The sequence below is a fragment of the Leifsonia poae genome, from assembly GCF_050632195.1.
GTDB classification, from domain to species: domain Bacteria; phylum Actinomycetota; class Actinomycetes; order Actinomycetales; family Microbacteriaceae; genus Leifsonia; species Leifsonia poae_C.
Genome location: NZ_CP192580.1, coordinates 3,399,134 through 3,419,921, shown reverse-complemented (window position 1 = coordinate 3,419,921; position 20,788 = coordinate 3,399,134). Strand labels below are relative to the sequence as shown.

The 20,788-nt window shown below is 64.9% G+C and carries 13 protein-coding genes; all 13 read left to right on the top strand.

Features of this window, described 5'->3' with window-relative positions:
* Positions 1-15 precede the first annotated feature (15 nt).
* The 13 genes from ACQ86A_RS17215 to pilM all read left to right on the top strand — a co-directional run bounded on the left by ACQ86A_RS17215 (position 16) and on the right by pilM (position 20,633).
* The gene (locus ACQ86A_RS17215) at positions 16-1,044 is read left to right on the top strand and encodes an SDR family oxidoreductase (RefSeq protein ID WP_431278152.1); all 1,029 of its coding nucleotides are present in this window, start codon (positions 16-18) and stop codon (positions 1,042-1,044) included.
* Between the two features lie 266 nt (positions 1,045-1,310).
* Complete coding sequence (gene rpoB, locus ACQ86A_RS17210; protein WP_431278151.1) at positions 1,311-4,805, top strand: DNA-directed RNA polymerase subunit beta; 3,495 nt, start codon at positions 1,311-1,313, stop codon at positions 4,803-4,805.
* A gap of 45 nt (positions 4,806-4,850) precedes the next feature.
* Entirely contained in the window at positions 4,851-8,726 is a 3,876-nt protein-coding gene (locus tag ACQ86A_RS17205; RefSeq protein WP_431278150.1) for a DNA-directed RNA polymerase subunit beta', read from the top strand.
* Between the two features lie 88 nt (positions 8,727-8,814).
* Entirely contained in the window at positions 8,815-9,045 is a 231-nt protein-coding gene (locus ACQ86A_RS17200) for a hypothetical protein (protein WP_431278149.1), read from the top strand.
* A 210-nt stretch (positions 9,046-9,255) separates the two neighbouring features.
* Complete coding sequence (locus ACQ86A_RS17195) at positions 9,256-10,923, top strand: GspE/PulE family protein (protein ID WP_431278148.1); 1,668 nt, start codon at positions 9,256-9,258, stop codon at positions 10,921-10,923.
* An 87-nt stretch (positions 10,924-11,010) separates the two neighbouring features.
* Positions 11,011-12,720 carry a type IV pilus twitching motility protein PilT gene (locus ACQ86A_RS17190; RefSeq protein WP_431278147.1) on the top strand — a complete coding sequence of 570 codons (1,710 nt, stop codon included), beginning with the start codon at positions 11,011-11,013 and terminating at the stop codon, positions 12,718-12,720.
* A 3-nt stretch (positions 12,721-12,723) separates the two neighbouring features.
* Positions 12,724-13,950 (top strand): type II secretion system F family protein, encoded by a 1,227-nt coding sequence (locus ACQ86A_RS17185; protein WP_431278146.1) that lies wholly within the window; start codon positions 12,724-12,726, stop codon positions 13,948-13,950.
* Positions 13,951-14,136: 186 nt separating this feature from the next.
* Entirely contained in the window at positions 14,137-14,598 is a 462-nt protein-coding gene (locus tag ACQ86A_RS17180) for a type II secretion system protein (RefSeq protein WP_431278145.1), read from the top strand.
* 566 nt (positions 14,599-15,164) lie between these two features.
* Positions 15,165-16,166: a carboxypeptidase-like regulatory domain-containing protein gene (locus ACQ86A_RS17175; RefSeq protein ID WP_431280515.1), complete on the top strand. Its 1,002-nt coding sequence runs from the start codon at positions 15,165-15,167 to the stop codon at positions 16,164-16,166.
* Positions 16,167-16,170: 4 nt separating this feature from the next.
* Complete coding sequence (locus ACQ86A_RS17170; RefSeq protein ID WP_431278144.1) at positions 16,171-16,881, top strand: PulJ/GspJ family protein; 711 nt, start codon at positions 16,171-16,173, stop codon at positions 16,879-16,881.
* Positions 16,881-18,719, top strand: a complete 1,839-nt coding sequence (locus ACQ86A_RS17165) for a hypothetical protein (protein ID WP_431278143.1) — start codon at positions 16,881-16,883, stop codon at positions 18,717-18,719. The genes ACQ86A_RS17170 and ACQ86A_RS17165 overlap by 1 nt, the downstream gene beginning before the upstream one ends.
* Positions 18,716-19,570: a prepilin peptidase gene (locus ACQ86A_RS17160; RefSeq protein WP_431278142.1), complete on the top strand. Its 855-nt coding sequence runs from the start codon at positions 18,716-18,718 to the stop codon at positions 19,568-19,570. The genes ACQ86A_RS17165 and ACQ86A_RS17160 overlap by 4 nt, the downstream gene beginning before the upstream one ends.
* A 13-nt stretch (positions 19,571-19,583) precedes the next feature.
* Entirely contained in the window at positions 19,584-20,633 is a 1,050-nt protein-coding gene (gene pilM, locus ACQ86A_RS17155) for a type IV pilus assembly protein PilM (RefSeq protein ID WP_431278141.1), read from the top strand.
* Positions 20,634-20,788 lie beyond the last annotated feature (155 nt).

Genomic DNA, 20,788 nt, shown 5'->3' with positions numbered 1-20,788 from the left:
GCGGAGGATCGTGCCATGACACAACAAGTGCTGGTGACCGGCGGCTCCGGATTCGTGGGCGCACGCTGCATCGTCGACCTGCTGACCGCGGGCTACACGGTCAGGACGACCGTGCGCAGCCCCGCTCGCGCTGCCGACGTGCGCGCCCAGGTGGAGGCGGCCGGCATCGAGGTGGGGGAGGAGCTGACGTTCGCCATCGCCGACCTCATGTCGGACGACGGCTGGGCCGAGGCGGTCGCAGGATGCGAGTTCGTGCTCCACGTCGCATCCCCGTTCCCGACGGGCGAGCCGAAACACGAAGACGACCTGATTGTTCCCGCTCGCGACGGCGCGCTGCGCGTACTGACGGCGGCTCGGGATGCGGGGGCCAAGCGGGTAGTGCTCACCTCGTCGTTCGCGGCGATCGGCTACGGCCACGCGTCCGCCGCCCGCCCGTTCACGGAGGAGGACTGGACCGAACTCGACTCCGGTGTGCACATCAGCTCGTACGTGAAGTCGAAGACCATCGCCGAGCGCGCGGCCTGGGACTTCATCGCCCGCGAGGGTGGCGACCTCGAACTCGCGACGGTGAACCCGGTCGGGGTCCTGGGCCCGGTGCTCGGCACCGACTATTCGAGCTCGGTGAAGCTCGTCAAGACGGTGGGGGACGGGAAGCTGCCGCGACTGCCGCGGGTGAGCTTTGGGATTGTGGATGTGCGCGACGTCGCGACGCTGCACCGACTGGCGATGACGCATCCTGAAGCCGCGGGTCAGCGATTTCTCGCGGTCTCGGGCGACCCGATCTCGGCGCAGGAACTCGCCCTGCTGATCCGGGGTCATCTCGGTCCGTCGGGCAAGCGGATCAGCACGAAGCTGATACCTGACTGGGTATTACGCGCCGCGGCGCCCTTCAGCAGATCGGTGCGCAGCAACCTCGGCGACATGGGCGAGGTGAGGCGCGGAACCTCGGAAAAGGCCAGACGAATACTGGGCTGGACGCCGATTCCGCGCGACGAGGCCATCCTCGCGACGGTCGATTCGCTGTACTCCCTGAGGCCGGAATAGAAGGGGTAGGGTCGAGGTTATACAGGAGTCGGGGCGATCGGTCAAGAAAAGACTGGACACGGCGCGCCCATTTGACATATACTCGTACTTTGCGCTCCCAGACAATCTCCTGCCCTCATATTGCGGTCGGCACCGAATTATCTTCGCGCGCGCCTGGGCCGTCTTCGGTCAGATAGGCGCCGCTCCTGGGAGTTCTCGTCCACAACAGTACTCACCCAGACCGACAGTAACTTGAGGCCCGACGGGGCCCAACGGAGGTTATTTCCTTGGCTGCTGCGCGCAACGCAACCACCAATACATCACCCAAGAACGGACGAAACGCATCTCGTCTCTCGTTCGCAAAGATCACAGACACCCTCACTGTTCCAGACCTTCTGGCTCTGCAGACGGAGAGCTTCGACTGGCTCGTCGGAAACGACGCCTGGAAGGCTCGAGTCGTAGAAGCTGAGGCTCAGGGTCGTCAGGATCTGCCCAGCAACACCGGTCTCGAGGAGATCTTCGAAGAGATCTCTCCGATCGAGGACCTCGGCGAGACCATGCAGCTCTCGTTCACGAACCCCTTCCTCGAAGAGAAGAAGTACTCGATCGACGAGTGCAAGGAGAAGGGCAAGACCTACTCCGCGCCTCTCTACGTCGAGGCCGAGTTCATGAACCACCTGACCGGTGAGATCAAGACGCAGACCGTCTTCATGGGCGACTTCCCCCTGATGACCGAGAAGGGCACCTTCGTCATCAACGGCACCGAGCGTGTCGTCGTGTCGCAGCTCGTGCGCTCCCCGGGCGTCTACTTCGAGCGCACCCCCGAGAAGACGTCCGACAAGGACATCTACTCGGCGCGCATCATCCCGAGCCGCGGTGCCTGGCTCGAGTTCGAGATCGACAAGCGCGACCAGGTCGGCGTTCGCATTGACCGCAAGCGCAAGCAGTCCGTCACCGTGTTCCTCAAGGCGCTCGGTCTGACCTCCGAAGAGATCCTCTCGGAGTTCAAGGGCTTCCAGTCGATCGAGCTGACCCTCGAGAAGGACGCCATCCTCACCAAGGAGGAGGCGCTCAAGGACATCTACCGCAAGCTGCGTCCGGGTGAGCAGGTCGCTGCCGAGGCCGCGCGTGCGCTCCTCGACAACTTCTACTTCAACCCGAAGCGCTACGACCTCGCCAAGGTGGGTCGGTACAAGATCAACCGCAAGCTCGGTATCGACGCGCCGCTCAGCGACTCGGTCCTGACCGTCAGCGACATCATCGCGACGATCAAGTACCTCGTCTCGCTGCACGACAACCAGACCACCTTCAAGGGTGTGCGCGACGGCAAGCCCGTCGACATCCGCCTCGACGTGGACGACATCGACCACTTCGGCAACCGTCGCATCCGCGCGGTGGGCGAGCTCATCCAGAACCAGGTGCGCACCGGTCTGTCCCGCATGGAGCGCGTCGTCCGCGAGCGCATGACCACGCAGGACATCGAGGCCATCACGCCGCAGACCCTGATCAACGTGCGCCCCGTCGTCGCCGCGATCAAGGAGTTCTTCGGAACGTCGCAGCTGTCGCAGTTCATGGACCAGAACAACCCGCTCGCGGGTCTGACGCACAAGCGTCGCCTCTCGGCCCTCGGCCCGGGTGGTCTGAGCCGTGAGCGCGCCGGCGTCGAGGTCCGCGACGTCCACCCGTCGCACTACGGCCGCATGTGCCCGATCGAGACCCCGGAAGGCCCGAACATCGGTCTGATCGGTTCGCTCGCATCCTTCGCGCGCATCAACTCGTTCGGTTTCATCGAGACCCCGTACCGTCGCGTCGTCAACGGCAAGGTCACCGAGACCATCGACTACCTCACCGCGAGCGAGGAGGACGACTTCATCGTCGCCCAGGCCAACGCTCCGCTGACCGCTGACAGCCACTTCGCAGAAGACCGCGTCCTGGCCCGTCAGAAGGGCGGCGAGGTCGACCTGATCCCCGCCGAGGAGATCGGCTACATGGATGTCTCGCCGCGCCAGATGGTGTCGGTCGCGACCTCGCTCATCCCCTTCCTCGAGCACGACGACGCGAACCGCGCCCTCATGGGTGCGAACATGCAGCGCCAGGCGGTGCCGCTGGTCCGCTCGGAGAGCCCGCTCGTCGGAACCGGTATGGAGGGCTACGCAGCCATCGACGCCGGTGACGTGCTCATCAACGAGAAGGCCGGTGTGGTCTCCGAGGTGTCGGCTGACTCCGTCACCATCCAGCTCGACGAGGGCGGAACGAAGACCTACTACCTGCGCAAGTTCGACCGCTCCAACCAGGGCACGTCGTACAACCACCGGGTGATCGTCTCCGAAGGCGACCGCATCGAGGCAGGCGAGGTCGTCGCAGACGGCCCGGCCACCGAGAACGGCGAGCTCGCGCTCGGCAAGAACCTCCTCGTGGCGTTCATGCCGTGGGAGGGTCACAACTACGAAGACGCGATCATCCTCAGCCAGAACCTGGTGAAGGACGACACCCTCTCCTCGATTCACATCGAGGAGTACGAGGTCGACGCTCGCGACACCAAGCTGGGCAAGGAAGAGATCACCCGCGACCTGCCGAACGTCAGCCCGGACCTCCTGGCCGACCTCGACGAGCGCGGCATCATCCGCATCGGAGCCGAGGTTCGCCCCGGCGACATCCTCGTCGGCAAGGTCACGCCGAAGGGCGAGACCGAGCTGAGCGCCGAGGAGCGCCTGCTGCGCGCGATCTTCAACGAGAAGAGCCGCGAGGTGCGCGACACCTCGCTCAAGGTTCCCCACGGTGAAGAGGGCACGATCATCGGTGTCAAGGTCTTCGACTCGCAGGACGGCGACGACGAGCTCGGCTCGGGCGTCAACCAGCGCGTCGTGGTCTACATCGCTCAGAAGCGCAAGATCACCGCGGGCGACAAGCTCGCCGGCCGCCACGGCAACAAGGGTGTCATCTCCAAGATCCTTCCGGTCGAAGACATGCCCTTCCTCGCCGACGGCACGCCGGTCGACGTCATCCTGAACCCGCTGGGTGTCCCCGGACGAATGAACTTCGGGCAGGTGCTCGAGATTCACCTCGGCTGGATCGCCAAGCAGGGCTGGGAAGTCAAGGGCAAGCCCAAGTGGGCCGCTCGTCTGCCCGAGGCCGCGCACAGCGCCGCTCCGAACACCAAGGTCGCGACCCCGGTGTTCGACGGTGCCGCTGAGGCGGAGATCGAGGGACTGCTCGACTCCACGACCGTCACCCGCGACGGCGACCGTCTGATCGGATCCTCCGGTAAGACGCAGCTGTTCGACGGTCGCTCCGGTGAGCCCTACCCCGACCCCGTGTCGGTCGGCTACATGTACATCCTGAAGCTCCACCACCTGGTCGACGACAAGATCCACGCCCGTTCGACCGGACCGTACTCCATGATCACCCAGCAGCCGCTCGGTGGTAAGGCTCAGTTCGGTGGACAGCGCTTCGGTGAGATGGAGGTGTGGGCCCTCGAGGCTTACGGTGCCGCGTACGCGCTGCAGGAGCTCCTGACCATCAAGTCGGATGACATCCTCGGCCGTGTCAAGGTCTACGAGGCCATCGTCAAGGGCGAGAACATCCAGGAGCCGGGCATCCCGGAGTCCTTCAAGGTTCTCATCAAGGAAATGCAGTCGCTCTGCCTGAACGTCGAGGTGCTCTCGGCCGACGGCCAGCAGGTCAGCCTGCGCGACGCGGACGACGAAGCGTTCCGTGCCGCCGAAGAGCTCGGCATCAACATTTCCTCGCGCTTCGAGTCGTCGTCGATCGACGAGATCTAAGCCAGACCCTTACTGACGAATACTTTTTCCAGGAAAGAAGGAAAATTGATCGACGCAACAACGTTCGATGAACTGCGTATCGGCCTGGCCACTGCTGACGACATCCGTCGTTGGTCGTACGGCGAGGTCAAGAAGCCCGAGACCATCAACTACCGCACGCTGAAGCCCGAGAAGGACGGCCTCTTCGGAGAGCAGATCTTCGGGCCGAGCCGTGACTGGGAGTGCTCGTGCGGCAAGTACAAGCGCGTGCGCTTCAAGGGCATCGTCTGTGAGCGCTGTGGCGTGGAGGTCACCAAGTCCTCCGTCCGCCGCGAGCGCATGGGCCACATCGAGCTCGCCGCTCCCGTGACGCACATCTGGTACTTCAAGGGTGTTCCGTCGCGCCTCGGCTACCTGCTCGACATGGCTCCGAAGGACCTCGAGAAGGTCATCTACTTCGCCGCCTACATGGTGATCGAGGTCGATGAAGAGGGCCGTCACGCCGACATGCCCGGTCTCGAGAACGAGCTCCGCCTCGAGATCAAGACGCTGAGCGACCAGCGCGACGCGCGCATCGCGGACCGTCTGCAGCGCCTGGAGACCGACCTCGCCGCACTGGAGGAGGAAGGCGCCAAGGCCGACCAGAAGCGTCGCGTCAAGGACACGGCCGAGAAGGAAATGGGCCAGATCCGCAAGTCGTACGACGAGGACATCGCTCGTCTCGAGCGCGTCTGGGAGTCGTTCCGCACCCTCAAGGTCGGCGACCTCAAGCCCGAGGACGCGGACTTCAACGAGCTCGTGGACCGCTTCGGCCTGTACTTCGAGGCATACATGGGCGCCGAGGCGATCAAGCGCCGCCTGCTCTCCTTCGACCTCGCGGCCGAAGCCGAGCTGCTGCGCGACCAGATCGCGAACGGCAAGGGTCAGAAGAAGATCCGCGCCATCAAGCGCCTGCGCGTCGTCTCGTCGTTCCTCGCCACCGGCAACTCGCCGGCAGCGATGGTGCTCGACGTCGTCCCGGTCATCCCGCCGGAGCTGCGCCCGATGGTTCAGCTCGACGGTGGCCGGTTCGCGACAAGCGACCTGAACGACCTGTACCGCCGCGTGATCAACCGCAACAACCGTCTGCGTCGTCTGCTCGACCTCGGAGCCCCCGAGATCATCGTGAACAATGAGAAGCGGATGCTGCAGGAGGCCGTCGACGCACTGTTCGACAACGGTCGTCGTGGACGCCCCGTCACCGGTACCGGCAACCGCGCCCTGAAGTCCCTGAGCGACATGCTCAAGGGAAAGCAGGGTCGTTTCCGCCAGAACCTGCTCGGAAAGCGCGTCGACTACTCCGGCCGTTCGGTCATCATCGTCGGTCCGCAGCTGAAGCTGCACCAGTGTGGTCTGCCCAAGCAGATGGCTCTGGAGCTCTTCAAGCCGTTCGTGATCAAGCGCCTGATCGACCTGAGCCACGCTCAGAACATCAAGGCCGCCAAGCGCATGGTCGAGCGTTCGCGCCCGCAGGTGTGGGATGTGCTCGAGGAGATCATCCGCGAGCGCCCCGTGCTGCTGAACCGCGCACCGACCCTGCACCGTCTCGGCATCCAGGCGTTCGAGCCTCAGCTCGTCGAGGGCAAGGCCATCCAGCTGCACCCGCTCGTGTGTGCTGCGTTCAACGCAGACTTCGACGGCGACCAGATGGCTGTGCACCTGCCGCTGTCGGTCGAGGCTCAGGCCGAGGCCCGCATCCTGATGCTCGCGTCGAACAACATCCTGAAGCCGTCGGACGGCCGTCCGGTCACCCTGCCCTCGCAGGACATGATCATCGGTCTGCACCACCTCACCACCGTGCGCGAAGGCGCCGAGGGTGAAGGCCGTGCGTTCTCGTCGGTCTCCGAGGCGATCCTCGCCAAGGACCAGGGTTCGCTGCACCTCAACGCCAAGGTCAAGATCCGTCTGAACGACTACGTTCCGTCGGATGCTGCCGACACGGGCGTCGAGGGAATCACCGCCATCGTCGAGACGACCCTCGGTCGCGCGCTCTTCAACGAGACGCTGCCGGCGGACTACCCGTACGTCGAAGAGGTCGCCGACAAGGGCGTCATCTCCGCCATCGTGAACGCTCTCGCCGAGCGCTACCCGAAGGTCGAGGTGGCGGCTGCGCTGGACCGCATCAAGGACGCCGGCTTCTACTGGGCCACGCGCTCCGGTGTGACGGCTGCTCTGAGCGACTTCCTCACGCCGCCGAACAAGCCGCAGATCGTCGCGGGCTACGAGAAGAAGGCCGCCAAGGTCACCGCCGAGTTCGAGAAGGGTCTCACGACCGACCTCGAGCGTCGTCAGGAACTGGTCAAGATCTGGACCGAAGCGACCAACGAGGTCGCCGAGGCCATGCGCGCCAACTTCCCGGCCGACAACACCATCAACCGCATGGTCACGTCGGGCGCCCGTGGTAACTGGCTGCAGGTTCGCAACATCGCCGGTATGCGTGGTCTTGTGAACAACCCGAAGGGTGAGATCATCCCCCGTCCGATCATCTCCTCGTACCGCGAGGGTCTGTCGGTGGCGGAGTACTTCATCGCGACGCACGGTGCCCGTAAGGGTCTGGCCGACACGGCCCTCCGTACCGCCGACTCGGGTTACCTGACCCGTCGTCTGGTGGACGTCTCGCAGGACGTCATCATCCGTGAGGACGACTGCGGCACCACCAAGGGCCTCGATCTGCCGATCGCAGCCCCCGGTGCAGACGGTGTGCTGATCCGCGACGCCAACGTCGAGAACTCGGTGTTCGCCCGTACCCTGGCCGCCGACGCCGTGTCCCCCGAGGGCAAGGTCGTCGCGAAGGCCGGAGACGACGTCGGAGACGTGCTCATCGACCGCCTGGTCGCTGCCGGTGTCACCGACATCAAGGTGCGCTCCGTGCTCACGTGTGAGTCGGCCGTCGGTGTGTGTGCTGCCTGCTACGGCCGCTCGCTCGCCACGGGCAAGCTCGTCGACATCGGCGAGGCCGTCGGCATCATCGCGGCCCAGTCGATCGGTGAGCCGGGAACCCAGCTCACGATGCGTACCTTCCACACGGGTGGTTCCGCATCCGCCGACGACATCACGCAGGGTCTTCCCCGCGTGCAGGAGCTGTTCGAGGCTCGTACCCCCAAGGGTGCGTCCCCGATCGCCGAGGCCGCCGGTCGCATCACCATCGAGGACACGGATCGTAGCCGCAAGGTGATCCTGACCCCCGACAGCGGTGACGAGCCGCACGCCTACCCGGTGCTCAAGCGCTCGACCCTCCTCGTCGAGGACGGTCAGCACGTCGAGCTCGGTCAGCAGATCATCGTCGGCGCCGTCGACCCGAAGGAAGTTCTTCGCGTCAAGGGTGTCCGTGAGGTGCAGAAGCACCTCGTCGGTGGTGTGCAGGGCGTGTACCGCTCGCAGGGTGTTCCGATCCACGACAAGCACATCGAGGTTATCGTCCGCCAGATGCTGCGCAAGGTCACCGTCGTCGAGCACGGCGACACCGACCTGCTGCCCGGCGAGCTGGTCGACCGCTCGAAGTACAACGAGGTCAACCGTGCCGCTCTGACCGAGGGCAAGAAGACCGCGTCTGCTCGCCAGGAGGTCATGGGTATCACCAAGGCGTCGCTCGCAACCGAGTCGTGGCTGTCGGCCGCGTCCTTCCAGGAGACCACCCGCGTTCTGACGCAGGCGGCCATGGAGGGCAAGTCCGACCCGCTGATCGGTCTGAAGGAGAACGTGATCATCGGAAAGCTGATCCCGGCCGGTACCGGTCTGCCTCGCTACCGCAATGTCACGGTCGAAGCCACCGAGGAGGCGAAGGCGGAGCGTTACCCGAACCGCATCTTCGCCGACGACTCGGCCTTCAACGAGAACGACCTGAGCTTCGTCGACTTCGACAGCTTCAGCTCTGACGACTACACCCCGGGAACCTACAACTAGGTCACCCGACCAGAACGGCCCCCGGTGCTTCGGCATCGGGGGCCGTTCTCGTTATTGAGGGGTCTCCGGATGCGGGAGAATGGAGACCATGTGGCGCCAGCTCCTCGAATACACAGACACAGTCGGCCGTGCGATGGTCGGCATCGCCGGGGTGCTGCTGGTCGTCGCCGTCGTGTCGTTCGTGGTCGGCATCGTTCGTGCCGCCACGGGACAGGCCGCCACGACCCTGCCGTTCTGGCTGACGACGATGGGGTCCGCTGTGATCGCGGGCGTGCTCGTCTACCTCGCGAGCCGTCGCGCCGACATCCGTCGCCGCTGACGCCTCACCTCCCTCGGCTCTTTTCGCGTCCGTCGGCGCGCCTCTTCGCTTGACCCCCGCATGTGTGGCACCGGAAGCGGGGGATGTGCCTGAGTAACGCCTGCGAATAGTGTGACAACGCTTCAACCCGAAAGAAGCGACGTTCCATCCCCGCTGCACCGTGCCGAGACTCCGACCCCCGGCATCGTCCTTGCCCGAGGAGGTACCCCCGTGGCCTCTATGACAGAAATCCTGATTCTTCACGGCCACCTCCCGATCGAGTACCTCGACGCGGTGACCAGCGAACCCGCTGCCGATGACGCGGCCGTTCGCGAACTGCTCTCGCGCGGCGCGATCAGCGAAGTCCAGCTCGCGAAGGCTCGTGCCGCCCAAGCCGGCCTGCCCTTCGTCGAACTCGCGGACTACCCCGTCGACCGCACGGCGGTCTCCCTCGTCAACGGCGCGATCTGTCGCCGGCACATGGTCCTCCCGATCGGCTTCGCCGACGGCATGGTCATCCTCGCGATGGCCGACCCCGGCAACGTCTTCGCCGTCGACGACGTGCGCGCCGCGGCCCGGATGCAGATCTCGCCGGCCGTCGCCGAGCAGGCCGACCTGCTGGCAGCGATCGACCGCTACATCCGAGCCGACGACGAGCTCAGCGACCTGACCACGACGCTGGAGGAGGAGAACGCTCCCTCCGAAGACACCAACCTGAGCATCGGCGGCGACGCCGAGGACGACGCACCGATCGTGCGATTCGTGAACCTGCTCGTGAGCCAGGCCATTCAGGACCACGCCTCCGACATCCACATCGAGCCGGCCGAGCACGACGTGCGGGTGCGGTACCGCATCGACGGTGTGCTGCACGCGATGCAGAGCGCGCCCAAGAGCATCCAGAACGGCGTCATCTCCCGGCTCAAGATCATGAGCGACATCGACATCGCCGAGCGCCGCAAGCCGCAGGACGGCCGCATGTCGGTCGTGCACGGCGGCCGCCAGATCGACCTGCGCGTCGCCACCCTGCCGACGGTGTGGGGCGAGAAGGTCGTCATGCGAATCCTGGACAACACGAACACCGGCATGACCCTGCGCGACCTGAACCTGCTCGAGCGCAACTTCGAGACATACCGCACCTCTTACTCCAAGCCGTACGGGATGATCCTGGTCACCGGTCCGACGGGTTCGGGCAAGTCGACGACTCTCTACACGACCCTCAACGCGGTCGCGCGCCCCGAGATCAACGTGATCACGGTCGAGGACCCGGTGGAGTACCGGATGCCCGGCATCAACCAGGTGCAGGTCAACCCGAAAGCGGGGCTCACCTTCGCCAGCGCACTGCGTTCCATCCTGCGAAGCGACCCGGATGTGGTGCTCCTCGGTGAGATCCGCGACCACGAGACCGCGCAGATCGCCATCGAAGCGTCGCTCACCGGCCACCTCGTGCTCTCGACCCTGCACACGAACGACGCACCGAGCGCGGTCACCCGTCTGACGGAGATGGACATCGAGCCGTTCCTCGTCGGATCCGCACTCGACTGCGTGGTCGCCCAGCGTCTCGCGCGCCGCCTCTGCGACCGCTGCAAGCAGCCCGCCCAGTACACGGCGGCCGAGTTGCGCCACCTCCGGTTCGGTCTCGACGAGGCCGAGATGCCCGTCGTCTTCGCGCCCGTCGGCTGCGCCACCTGCTCGAACACGGGCTACCGCGGCCGCATCGCCGTGCACGAGGTCATGGCCGTGACCGAGGAGATCGAACGCCTCGCCGTCACGCGTGCATCCAGTGCCGAAATCGCCAGAACCGCCCAGGAGCAGGGGATGCTCACCCTCCGCCAGGACGGTTGGGCGAAAGCCAAGCTCGGCCTCACCTCGGTCGAAGAAATCCTCAGAGTGGTCGCCTAGGAGGGCGCATGGACACCGACATGGACAGTGCCGCAGTGAACGGACAGCACTGGGGAATCCCCAGTCGAAGCCCTCTACGAGATCCCGGTGACGCCACCGGGATCTGCGGTCGATGGGTGGGCGCCGGGAACGCCGGTGCCGATCGCGGAACCGCTGGCTGCGCCGGTTGCGCCGCCCGTGTCGGCGTCGCCTGCCCCTGTCGCATCGCCGAGGGAGGGGATTGCTGAACGGTTCGGGCTGACCGGGCCGACCGCGACCATCCCTGCGCCGACGTTCGAGCCGCCGGTGTTCTCGCCGCCGTCGCTGTCGCCGGTTCCGCCGGCTGCGCCGGCTGCCCCGTATGAGCGGCCGGCTGCGACCGTCGCCTACGACCTGCCGTCGCTCGATTTCCCGGCGCCGGCTGCTCCTGCGGCAGACTTCCCCGCGCCAGCCGCCCCGGCCGCGCCCGCCGCATACGCGCCGCCGGCCACCGCGGCCCTCGACTACCCGCCGCCGGCCGCCGCCCCAGCCGGCCCCCGTCTGGTGCCGGAGGGCCGTCGCGCAGCCCAGGCCGCCGAGGTAGCCGCTCAACCTGAGCAGCCGACATCCCGCCCGGATGTCCCCATCGACGAGACACTCTCGCCAGCCGAACGCGAAGCGCTCGAAAAGGCCGACCCCGACCTCGTCGCGGCCCTGCGCGAGGTCGTCTACCAGCGCGCATCCGACCTCCACGTCACCGTTGGCGCCGCTCCGATGGTGCGCATCGACGGCTCCCTGACTCCAGCCGGGACGACCGAGCCGTGGAGCACTCAGCGCACATACTCCGCCCTCACGAGCCTCTTGACCCCGCGTCAACTCGAGGTCTTCCAACGCGAGCTCGAGCTCGACTTCGCGTTCACCATCTCGGCAAACTCCCGCTTCCGTGTGAACCTCTACCAGCAGCGCGGCTCCGTGGGAGCGGCCTTCCGTCTCATCCCGACCGAGATCAAGCAGCTTCACGAACTCGGCGTGCCCGACAGCATCGGCGGCTTCTCGCAGCTGCCCCGCGGGCTCGTCCTCGTGACCGGACCGACCGGTTCCGGCAAGTCGACGACGCTCGCCGCGCTCATCGACCTCGTCAACAGCACCCGGGCAGACCACATCGTGACGGTCGAAGACCCGATCGAGTTCATGCACGTGCACAAGCAGTCGATCGTCAACCAGCGCGAGGTCGGCCACGACACCCACAGCTTCAATAACGCGCTCAAGCACGTGCTGCGCCAGGACCCCGATGTCATCCTGATCGGTGAGCTCCGAGACCTGGAGACGATCTCGGTGGCACTGACCGCGGCCGAGACCGGCCACCTCGTCTTCGCGACCCTGCACACTCAGGATGCGCCGCAGACCATCGACCGCGTCATCGACGTGTTCCCGCCCCACCAGCAGGACCAGGTGCGTGCGCAGCTGGCCGCCACCCTGCAGGGCGTGGTCTGCCAGACGCTCGTGAAACGCGCATCCGGCCGCGGTCGTGTCGTCGCCACCGAGGTGCTGATGATGACCCCGGCCATCGCCAACCTCATCCGCGAGGGCAAGACCTACCAGATCGCCTCCATGATGCAGGCCGGACGGGACTCCGGGATGCACACCATGGACCAGCATCTGGCCGACCTGGTCAACAACGGCACCATCACCCGCAAGTCCGCGCTCGACAAGGCGCACGACCTCGAGGGCATCCACCGACTGATCCAACGCGTCGAATCGCCCACGGAGGCGTCAGCGCGCGCGATCGCGGCCAGTGGGCCCGACTTCGGCGACAACTATTCAGGAATGGTGAGGTAACCCGTGGCTGGAGCAACCGCATACGCCTACAAGGGGCGCGACGCCGAAGGCAAGATCGTCAAGGGTCGAGTGGATGCGCCCAGCGAGGCCGCTGTCGCGTCGCGGCTGAAGACGATGGGCCTGTCACCGGTCTCGATCGCCGAGGCGCCGGAGGGCACGGGACTGAACCGCGACCTCAACATCAGTTTCGGATCCGGAGTGAAGCTCAAGGATCTCGCTATCATGAGCCGCCAGATGGCGACCATGATCGGTTCGGGCCTCTCGTTGCTGCGAACCCTGAACATCCTGGCCGAGCAGACCGAGAACAAGAAGCTCGCGAAGATTCTCGGCACGGTGCGAGATGACGTCGAAACCGGTGTCTCCATTTCCGATTCGATGCGCAAGCACGCGGATGTGTTCCCGCCCCTGATGATCAACATGGTGCGCGCCGGTGAGACCGGCGGATTCCTCGATCAATCGCTGGAGTCGATCGCAACGAACTTCGAGAAGGAGGTCAAGCTTCGGGGCACCATCAAGTCGGCACTGACCTACCCGGTAATCGTCCTAATCATGTCGCTCGTCGCGGTCATCGCGATGCTGCTCTTCATCGTGCCCGTCTTTGAGAAGATGTTCTCCCAGATGGGTGGTCAGCTCCCATTGCCTACGGAGATCCTCGTCGTGCTCTCGCACGCCATGGCCTGGCTGGCGCCCCTATTGTTGGTCATCATCATCGTGGTGGCCGTTTGGTGGAGCCGCAATAAGAACGAGGAGAAGGTCCGCCGGAGAATTGACCCGATCAAGCTGAAGCTGCCGGTATTCGGTCCGCTGATGAAGAAGATCGCCGTCGCGCGGTTCAGTCGCAACTTCGCGAACATGATCGGCTCGGGTGTCCCCATCCTCCAGGCGCTCAAGATCGTGGGGGAGACGAGCGGCAACTGGGTGATCGAGGATGCGCTCGTCAAGGTCGCAGAGTCGGTCCGACAGGGCGAGTCCATCGCCACCCCGCTGTCCAATCAGCCCGTCTTCCCGTCGATGGTGACGCAGATGATCGCCGTCGGCGAGGACTCCGGCTCCCTCGAGATGATGCTGACCAAGATCGCGGACTTCTACGACCAGGAGGTGGAGTCTGCGACCGAGCAGCTCACCGCCATGATCGAGCCTTTGATGATCGCCTTCCTCGGAGTCGTCATCGGCGGCATGGTCGTGGCGCTTTACATGCCGATCTTCCAGATTGCCACGCTCGTCAAATAAACGCCCCCAACCTGGGTACGTGTTGCGCGTTTCCTCCCTCTAACTGGGGTGATAACTGAACAAAAACACCCCCGGACGTGGGATTCTGCCGAGAATCTTCTGGCAAATACCATCAAGCCACCGAACGGAAACTCGCACCGTTCGAACCGACCGCACCACCCCGCACCCGACCGAATGGACACCGCAATGTACTTCCGACTCATGGGCAAACTGAACGCCCGCCGCAAGGGACTCCTCGAACAGGACGAGAAGGGCTTCACGCTCATCGAGCTTCTCGTCGTTGTGATCATCATCGGCATCCTCGCCGCGATCGCCATCCCCGTTTACCTCGGCATCCAGAACAGCGCGAAGGACAGCGCGGTCAAGTCCGACATCTCGAACGCAAAGACGGCTGTCGTCGCGTTCTCGACTACCGGAAACGGATCCATGCCGAACGATCTGAGCAACCTCGCAAACAACGGCTACACCGCACCGAAGGCGAGTGACGCCAACTACACCGGCGGTTCGATCCCCTCTCTGACGAAGGGGACCGGCAACGCGTTCTGCATCTCGGCAACGAGCACCACTGGCACGTCGTTCGCCGCGAGCGACTCGACTGGTGTGGCCCCAGGATCCTGCTCGGCCACAGGCGCATTCGTCGCACCGTAACCAGCCCGGAGAGACCGAGGGTGGGGCGTCGCGCAAGCGGCGCCCCACCCGAGGCGTAAAGGGCCCGGCACCCGAACAGCCAGCCCGTTACCGCCGAAGAAAAACCTCAGCTCCACCCCGCACCACCATCGATTCCCAACACCCGAGGAGGTGAATCGTGAACTTGCTCCGTGCCCGTCTGAACCAGCCTGCCGACCGCGAGTCAGGATTCACCATCATCGAGGTCATGGTCGCGATGATGATCTTCATGATCATCGCTGTCGGCGTCGCCGCCGCGATGACCAGCAGCCTCACCCTCACCAAAGACTCCCGTTCGCGTGAAGTCGCCGCGAACCTCGCAGCGCAGGACATCGACGTCGCCCGCTCGATCAGCGACGTGATGACCATCCTCCCCGCTCAGACGAACGTCGTCGTCGACGGTCTCCAGTACACGATCACCCGCTCAGTGGCTTGGGTCACTTCGGGCGGTGGAGACGGCGCCTGCGGCACGGCTGACGGCGCTCTCCAGTACAAGCACATCAACGTGCGTGTCGACTGGAAGGGCCGCAGCCAGGTTGTACCCTCAAGTGCAGGCCGACACCCTTATCGCGCCGAACGGCCGCATCAACGATCCGACGATGGGAACGATCCTGGTCTCCGTCACGGGCGTCAACGGCGCCGGCGTTCCGGGATTGACTGTGACGGTCACCCCGAATGCGACCAACCCGAACGGTGCGCTCCCGGTTACCCCAGGCCCCGCCGCGACCGATGTTCAGGGGTGCAGCTACGCCCTCAAAGTCGCCCCGGGCAACTACGACGTGAAGATCAGCACTACCGCGGGTGACTACGTGAACGAAAAGCAGCAGGCGACCGAGACCCAGACCAAGCTTGTCGTCGCCGGAGATTCGACCGAGGCCGATTTTCAGTTTGACAAGGCCAGCGTGATCGACGCCATCTTCGCGGGCAATGTCGGCACCTCGGGCATCCAATTCCCGAGCAATCTCGTCGTCAACTGGGCGAGTGAGAACGCCGTGTATTCGACGCCCGTGAGCGTGCCCGTCTCCAAGACCGTCCGGTACCTGTTGCACCCATTCGCCAACGGATACGACGCGTTCACCGGACCATACGTGGCTCCGTCGCTGACCCCGGGAGGCGCGAAAGCTCCCGACTGCATCTCGCCGGATCCCGGAAAGTGGACCACGCCCAACCTCGCGGGCGTCGTGGGCCAAAGAATGGATGCGCAGCACGTCTCGACCCTTCCCGGCGGGAGCGCGACAATGTCGAATCTACGCATGGGCGTCGTGAACGTCTCGGGCGTCCAGGGCAAGTTCCTGACGGTCCAGGCCGCGACCGCATCCCCCTCGTCGGGGATCCCGGATGCGCGCTCGCGACGCCTCCGACGCTCACGTTCACGACGAAAGTCGCCTCCAGCAATGTCAATCTGGCCCTTCCTTTCGGAACCTGGATCATCTACTCGGGAGCCACGTCTGGCGCGAAGACCACGATCGTTCCCACGACATCGATCTCGCTGCCCTCCGGCAGTCCCGTCAACGTCGCTCCCGGCGTCATCACCATCGATCCGCGGGTGATCCAATGAGCCGCTCTTTGTTCCGCGCTCGTGCTCGCCGGCTGGCCGCCGACGAGCGAGGCATCACACTCGTCGAGATCACCATCGCGGTCTTTCTCACCAGCCTGGTCGCGGCGGTTGTTCTCGCTATGTTCGTGGGCGTCACGAAGAGTTCGAACGAGAACAACAAGATCAACACGGACACCCGGTCTGCATCCAATGGGATGAACGAAATGGCGCGCATGATCCGCGCCGCGACTGAGAACCCGCTCGCGAATCCCGCATCCGGTGTCTATCCGAATGAGTCAGCCATCGTCGCTGGTTCAGGCCTTCGAAGCATCACGCTTTATGCGTACGTTAATTTGGACTCCGCCAGCGAGACTCCCGTGAAGGTCACCTTCTCGGTGAACGCCAAGAACCAGCTGATCGAGACGAAGTATCTCGCCACAGGGCTCACGAACAGTCACTGGAACTTCAATACGACACCTCAATCGCCTCGCGTCCTCAGCGACTCGGTCGATCCGACGGCGCCACTCTTCACCTATCTCACCGACCAGGGCACGACGGTACCCGTGCCGACCGGTGGCTTTGCCGATTCGACGACGCTCCTCTCCATCAGGGCGATTACGATCGCGCTGCCCGTCAAGTCCGCAGGCTCGAACTGGTCGGCGGTCACTCTCCAGAACACGGTCGCGATGCCGAATCTCGGCCTAACGCGATCAGGAACGGGTTCGTGATGCGTGATTTCTGGTTCCGCCGGTTGTGGCGAAAGAACGACGACGAGGGTATGGCCATGGCGATGGTCGTCGGCATAGGTGCCGTGCTGATCCTGCTGGTCACCTCGGTCACGAGCGTTGCGATCTCCGGGATCACGAAGGCGACAAGCGAACAGGACTGGGCCGGCGCGATCTCGGCCGCGTACGCCGGGATCAGCGACTACCAGAGCCGACTCGCCAACGACTACTCGTATGTTCAGTACGGCAACCCCGACGCGCTGTTCGCGAAAGGAGTGCCCGGAAACGTGGTCGCGCTGCCGCCTACATCGGCTCCCAACCCTGCGTTCGGCATCGGTCCTACCGGTACGTGGGCGACGGTCGCGGGCAGTAATGATGTGGTCGGCGGAACCCCTCGGGCGTCGTACCGGTACGAGGTGGATAACTCGAAGTACTCGTCCACCGGCATCCTGAGACTGCGGTCAACCGGCAAGGTTGGGAATGTGACGCGCACGATCGTCGCCGACCTCAAGCAGCAGGGGTTCATCGACTTCCTGTACTTCACCGATTACGAGATGCTCGACCCCGACATCAACTCGACCAGCTGCACGGTCGCCCACGCTTGGGAGCTTTCAACCGCCCGCAGCTCCAGCTGCGTCATCCAGTTCGTCAAGGCGGATGAGATCAAGGGCCCGCTGCACTCGAACGACACCCTCGACATCTGTGGAGGGAAGTTCGATCAGACTGTCACGTCGTCGAACTCCACACTGAAGAACGGCGTGCGATACACGACGATCGGCTGCTCGCCCACCTACACGCCGACTGACGGAACGGGCGCTGCACTGAACGTCGGGTTCGCGAAGCCGATCAGCATGCCGGCCACGAACTCGAAGATGATCCAGGAGACGCGCAACGACCTGCCTCAGACGGTGCAGCGTCCTGGCTGCCTCTACACGGGTCCGACCACGATCAAGTTCAATGCCGACGGGACCATGACCGTGCGCTCGCCGTGGACCAAGAAGACCCAGATCGCCGGTGACCCGCCGACGGTCGCTGGATCGACCGCGCCCGCCGACTGCGGCACCCCGGGGGACCCCACGAAGTCCGAAGCGCAAAATGTGAACACTCTGTCCGGAGCAAACGGTCAAACTATCACGATCACGAACCACATTCTCGACCACAACCTCGTCTACGTGCAGGGAGTGAAGACCACGGCGACGGACCCGAACTACTGGGCCTCAAACAAGACCCCGAACAACAGCTCTTTCAAATGCGTCGGCCAGACGACGACCGACGTGGGCAACGGTCTCGGCTATCCCAAGACGAACGAGAAAGTCCCCGACGACACCGCGATGGGAAAGTCCTACGACTGCCAGGCGGGCGACGTGTTCGTCCAAGGCACCGTGAACGCCGCCATGACCGTGGCCGCCTCCCACTACGTGTACGTCGTCGGCGACATCGTTCGCGAGGATGCGCAGAACGACATACTCGGCCTCGTCGGTACCGGCGCGGTCTGGGTCTGGAACCCCGTGAACTCCTCCGGTACATCGCTTCTGGGCAACACCAACCGCAAGATCGAGGCGGCCATCCTCTCGGTCGCTCACTCCTTCCAGGTGCAGAACTACACGACCGGCGGATACCGCGGCCAATTGCAGGTGACCGGAGCTATCGCTCAGAAGTTCCGAGGCACGGTCGGCACAGGAAACGGCACCACCGGCTACACGAAGCAGTACGTGTACGACCCGCGACTTCGGAATATCGCGCCGCCGAAGTTCCTGTCGCCGGTGTCAACGACGTATGGGGTCAACGTGCTCGTCGAGGTCAAAGCGGCCTACTCGGCAGACGGGACGGCCATCCCGTGATCGACCTCATCCCTGCCCTCTGGGCCACCGCTTTCGGGATCGCCGTCGTCGGCGTCCTCGGCCTCCTCATCGGCTCCTTCCTCAACGTGGTCGTGTATCGCGTCCCGATCGGTGCTTCGATCGTGTCTCCGCCGAGCGCCTGCCCGCAGTGCGGAAACGCCATTCGCCCGTGGGACAACATCCCCGTGCTCTCCTGGCTCCTCCTCCGTGGCAAGTGCCGCGATTGCCGCAACCCGATCTCGTTCAGGTACCCGCTTGTCGAGGCTGCGACCGGTGTGTTCTTCGCGGTCGTCGGGTTCTGGCGTCTTCCTGGGATCCTTTCGGCTACGACCACCTTCGACTTGGTCGCGTCGATCCTCGAGTTGATCGCGTTCCTCTATCTTGCGGGCGTGAGCGTCGCGCTCGCGCTCATAGATCTCGACGTGAAGCGGCTCCCGAACTCGATCGTTTTGCCCGGTTACCTCGTCGGAGCGGTTCTGCTCGGCGCGGCCGGCGTTCTCGGCGGCGACTGGTCGGCCCTAATTCGCGCTGCCATCGGCGCTGCGGCGCTGTTCGTCGCCTACCTGATCATGGCGTTCGCGTATCCGGGCGGCATGGGGCTCGGCGACGTTAAGCTCGCCGGAGTCCTCGGGCTCTTCCTTGGCTACCTGGGCTGGGGTGCACTCATCGTCGGCGCGTTCTCGGCATTCTTGCTCGGCGGGCTGTTCGCCCTCGCGCTCGTCGCCGCCCGCCGCGCGGGCCGCAAGAGCGGCATCCCCTTCGGCCCATGGATGCTCGCGGGCGCCTGGATCGGCATTCTGTTCGGCAACACACTGTGGGGCGCCTACCTGTCGCTCTTCGGAATCGCATAGGTAAGGAGATCGCATGGCCACGAACATCGTAGGCATCGACGTCGGAAGCTCGACGATTCGTGCCGTCGAGGTGGCGGACGCTGGAAAGGCACGCCCGACCCTGGTGCGCCACTTCGAGGTCCCGCTCCCCGAGGGCGCAGTGAGTCGAGGCGAGGTTCTGGAGCCCAACACGGTTGCAGCGGCACTCCGTCAGCTCTGGAGCCAGGGCGGTTTCAAGAGCAAGGACGTCGTGCTCGGGATGGGCAATCAGCGCGTTCTCGCTCGCGACCTGACGGTTCCTAAGATGTCGCGCACGCGCATCCGGGAGAGCCTGCCGTACCAGGTGCAGGAGATGTTGCCCGTGCCGGTCGCGGACGCACTCCTCGACTTCTACCCGATCTCCGAGAGCGACACCGAGGCGGGCCCGGTCATCCATGGTCTCCTGGTCGCCGCGGTGAAGGATGCGGTGCTCGGCAACGTGAAGGCCACCCAGCTCGCGGGTCTGACGACGGTCGAGGTCGACCTCATCCCGTTCGCTCTCACCCGTGTGCTCCTCGGTCGCCCGCATGTGGCGGGCACCGTCGCGCTGATCGAGATCGGGGCCAACACCACGAGCGTCGTGATCGCCACCGAAGGTGTTCCCCAGTTCGTACGTATCATCCCGACCGGTGGAGCGGACCTTACCCAGGCCCTGCGATCCGAACTGGAGATCGAGCCCGGCGAGGCGGAGCGGCTCAAGGCGACCATCGGACTGGCCCGCGAGGTCACCAGCATCGAAGAGCAGCGCGTCGTCGAGATCATCTATCGCGTCACGAGCGAGCTGCTCACCAGCCTGCGGAACACGGTCAGCTACTTCGTGAACACGCATCCGGATGCTCCGGTCCGCGAACTCGTCGTCACCGGTGGCGGCGCACAGCTGCCCGGCCTCACTGACGCGTTGAGCGAGATGACACGCCTCCCCGTCGAAGTCGGGGACCCCTTCCACACCGTCGCACTGTCGCGCAACCTCAACGCGGACGTGCTGCGGCAGAATCGGTCGAGGCTCGCAGTCGCCCTCGGCCTCGCCCTAGGGAGTGCAGCATGAGCATCACACTTCGGCGCCCCACCGACGCCAAGACCGAGCCGATTGAGAAGAAGGACGCGAAGCGTCCGGCAAAGCGCCGAAGGGCACCAAACCCGAGACGGGAGCGAAGAGCCTGAAGGCGGCGCCGAAGCCGCGGTCGACCGCCAAGCGTGCCC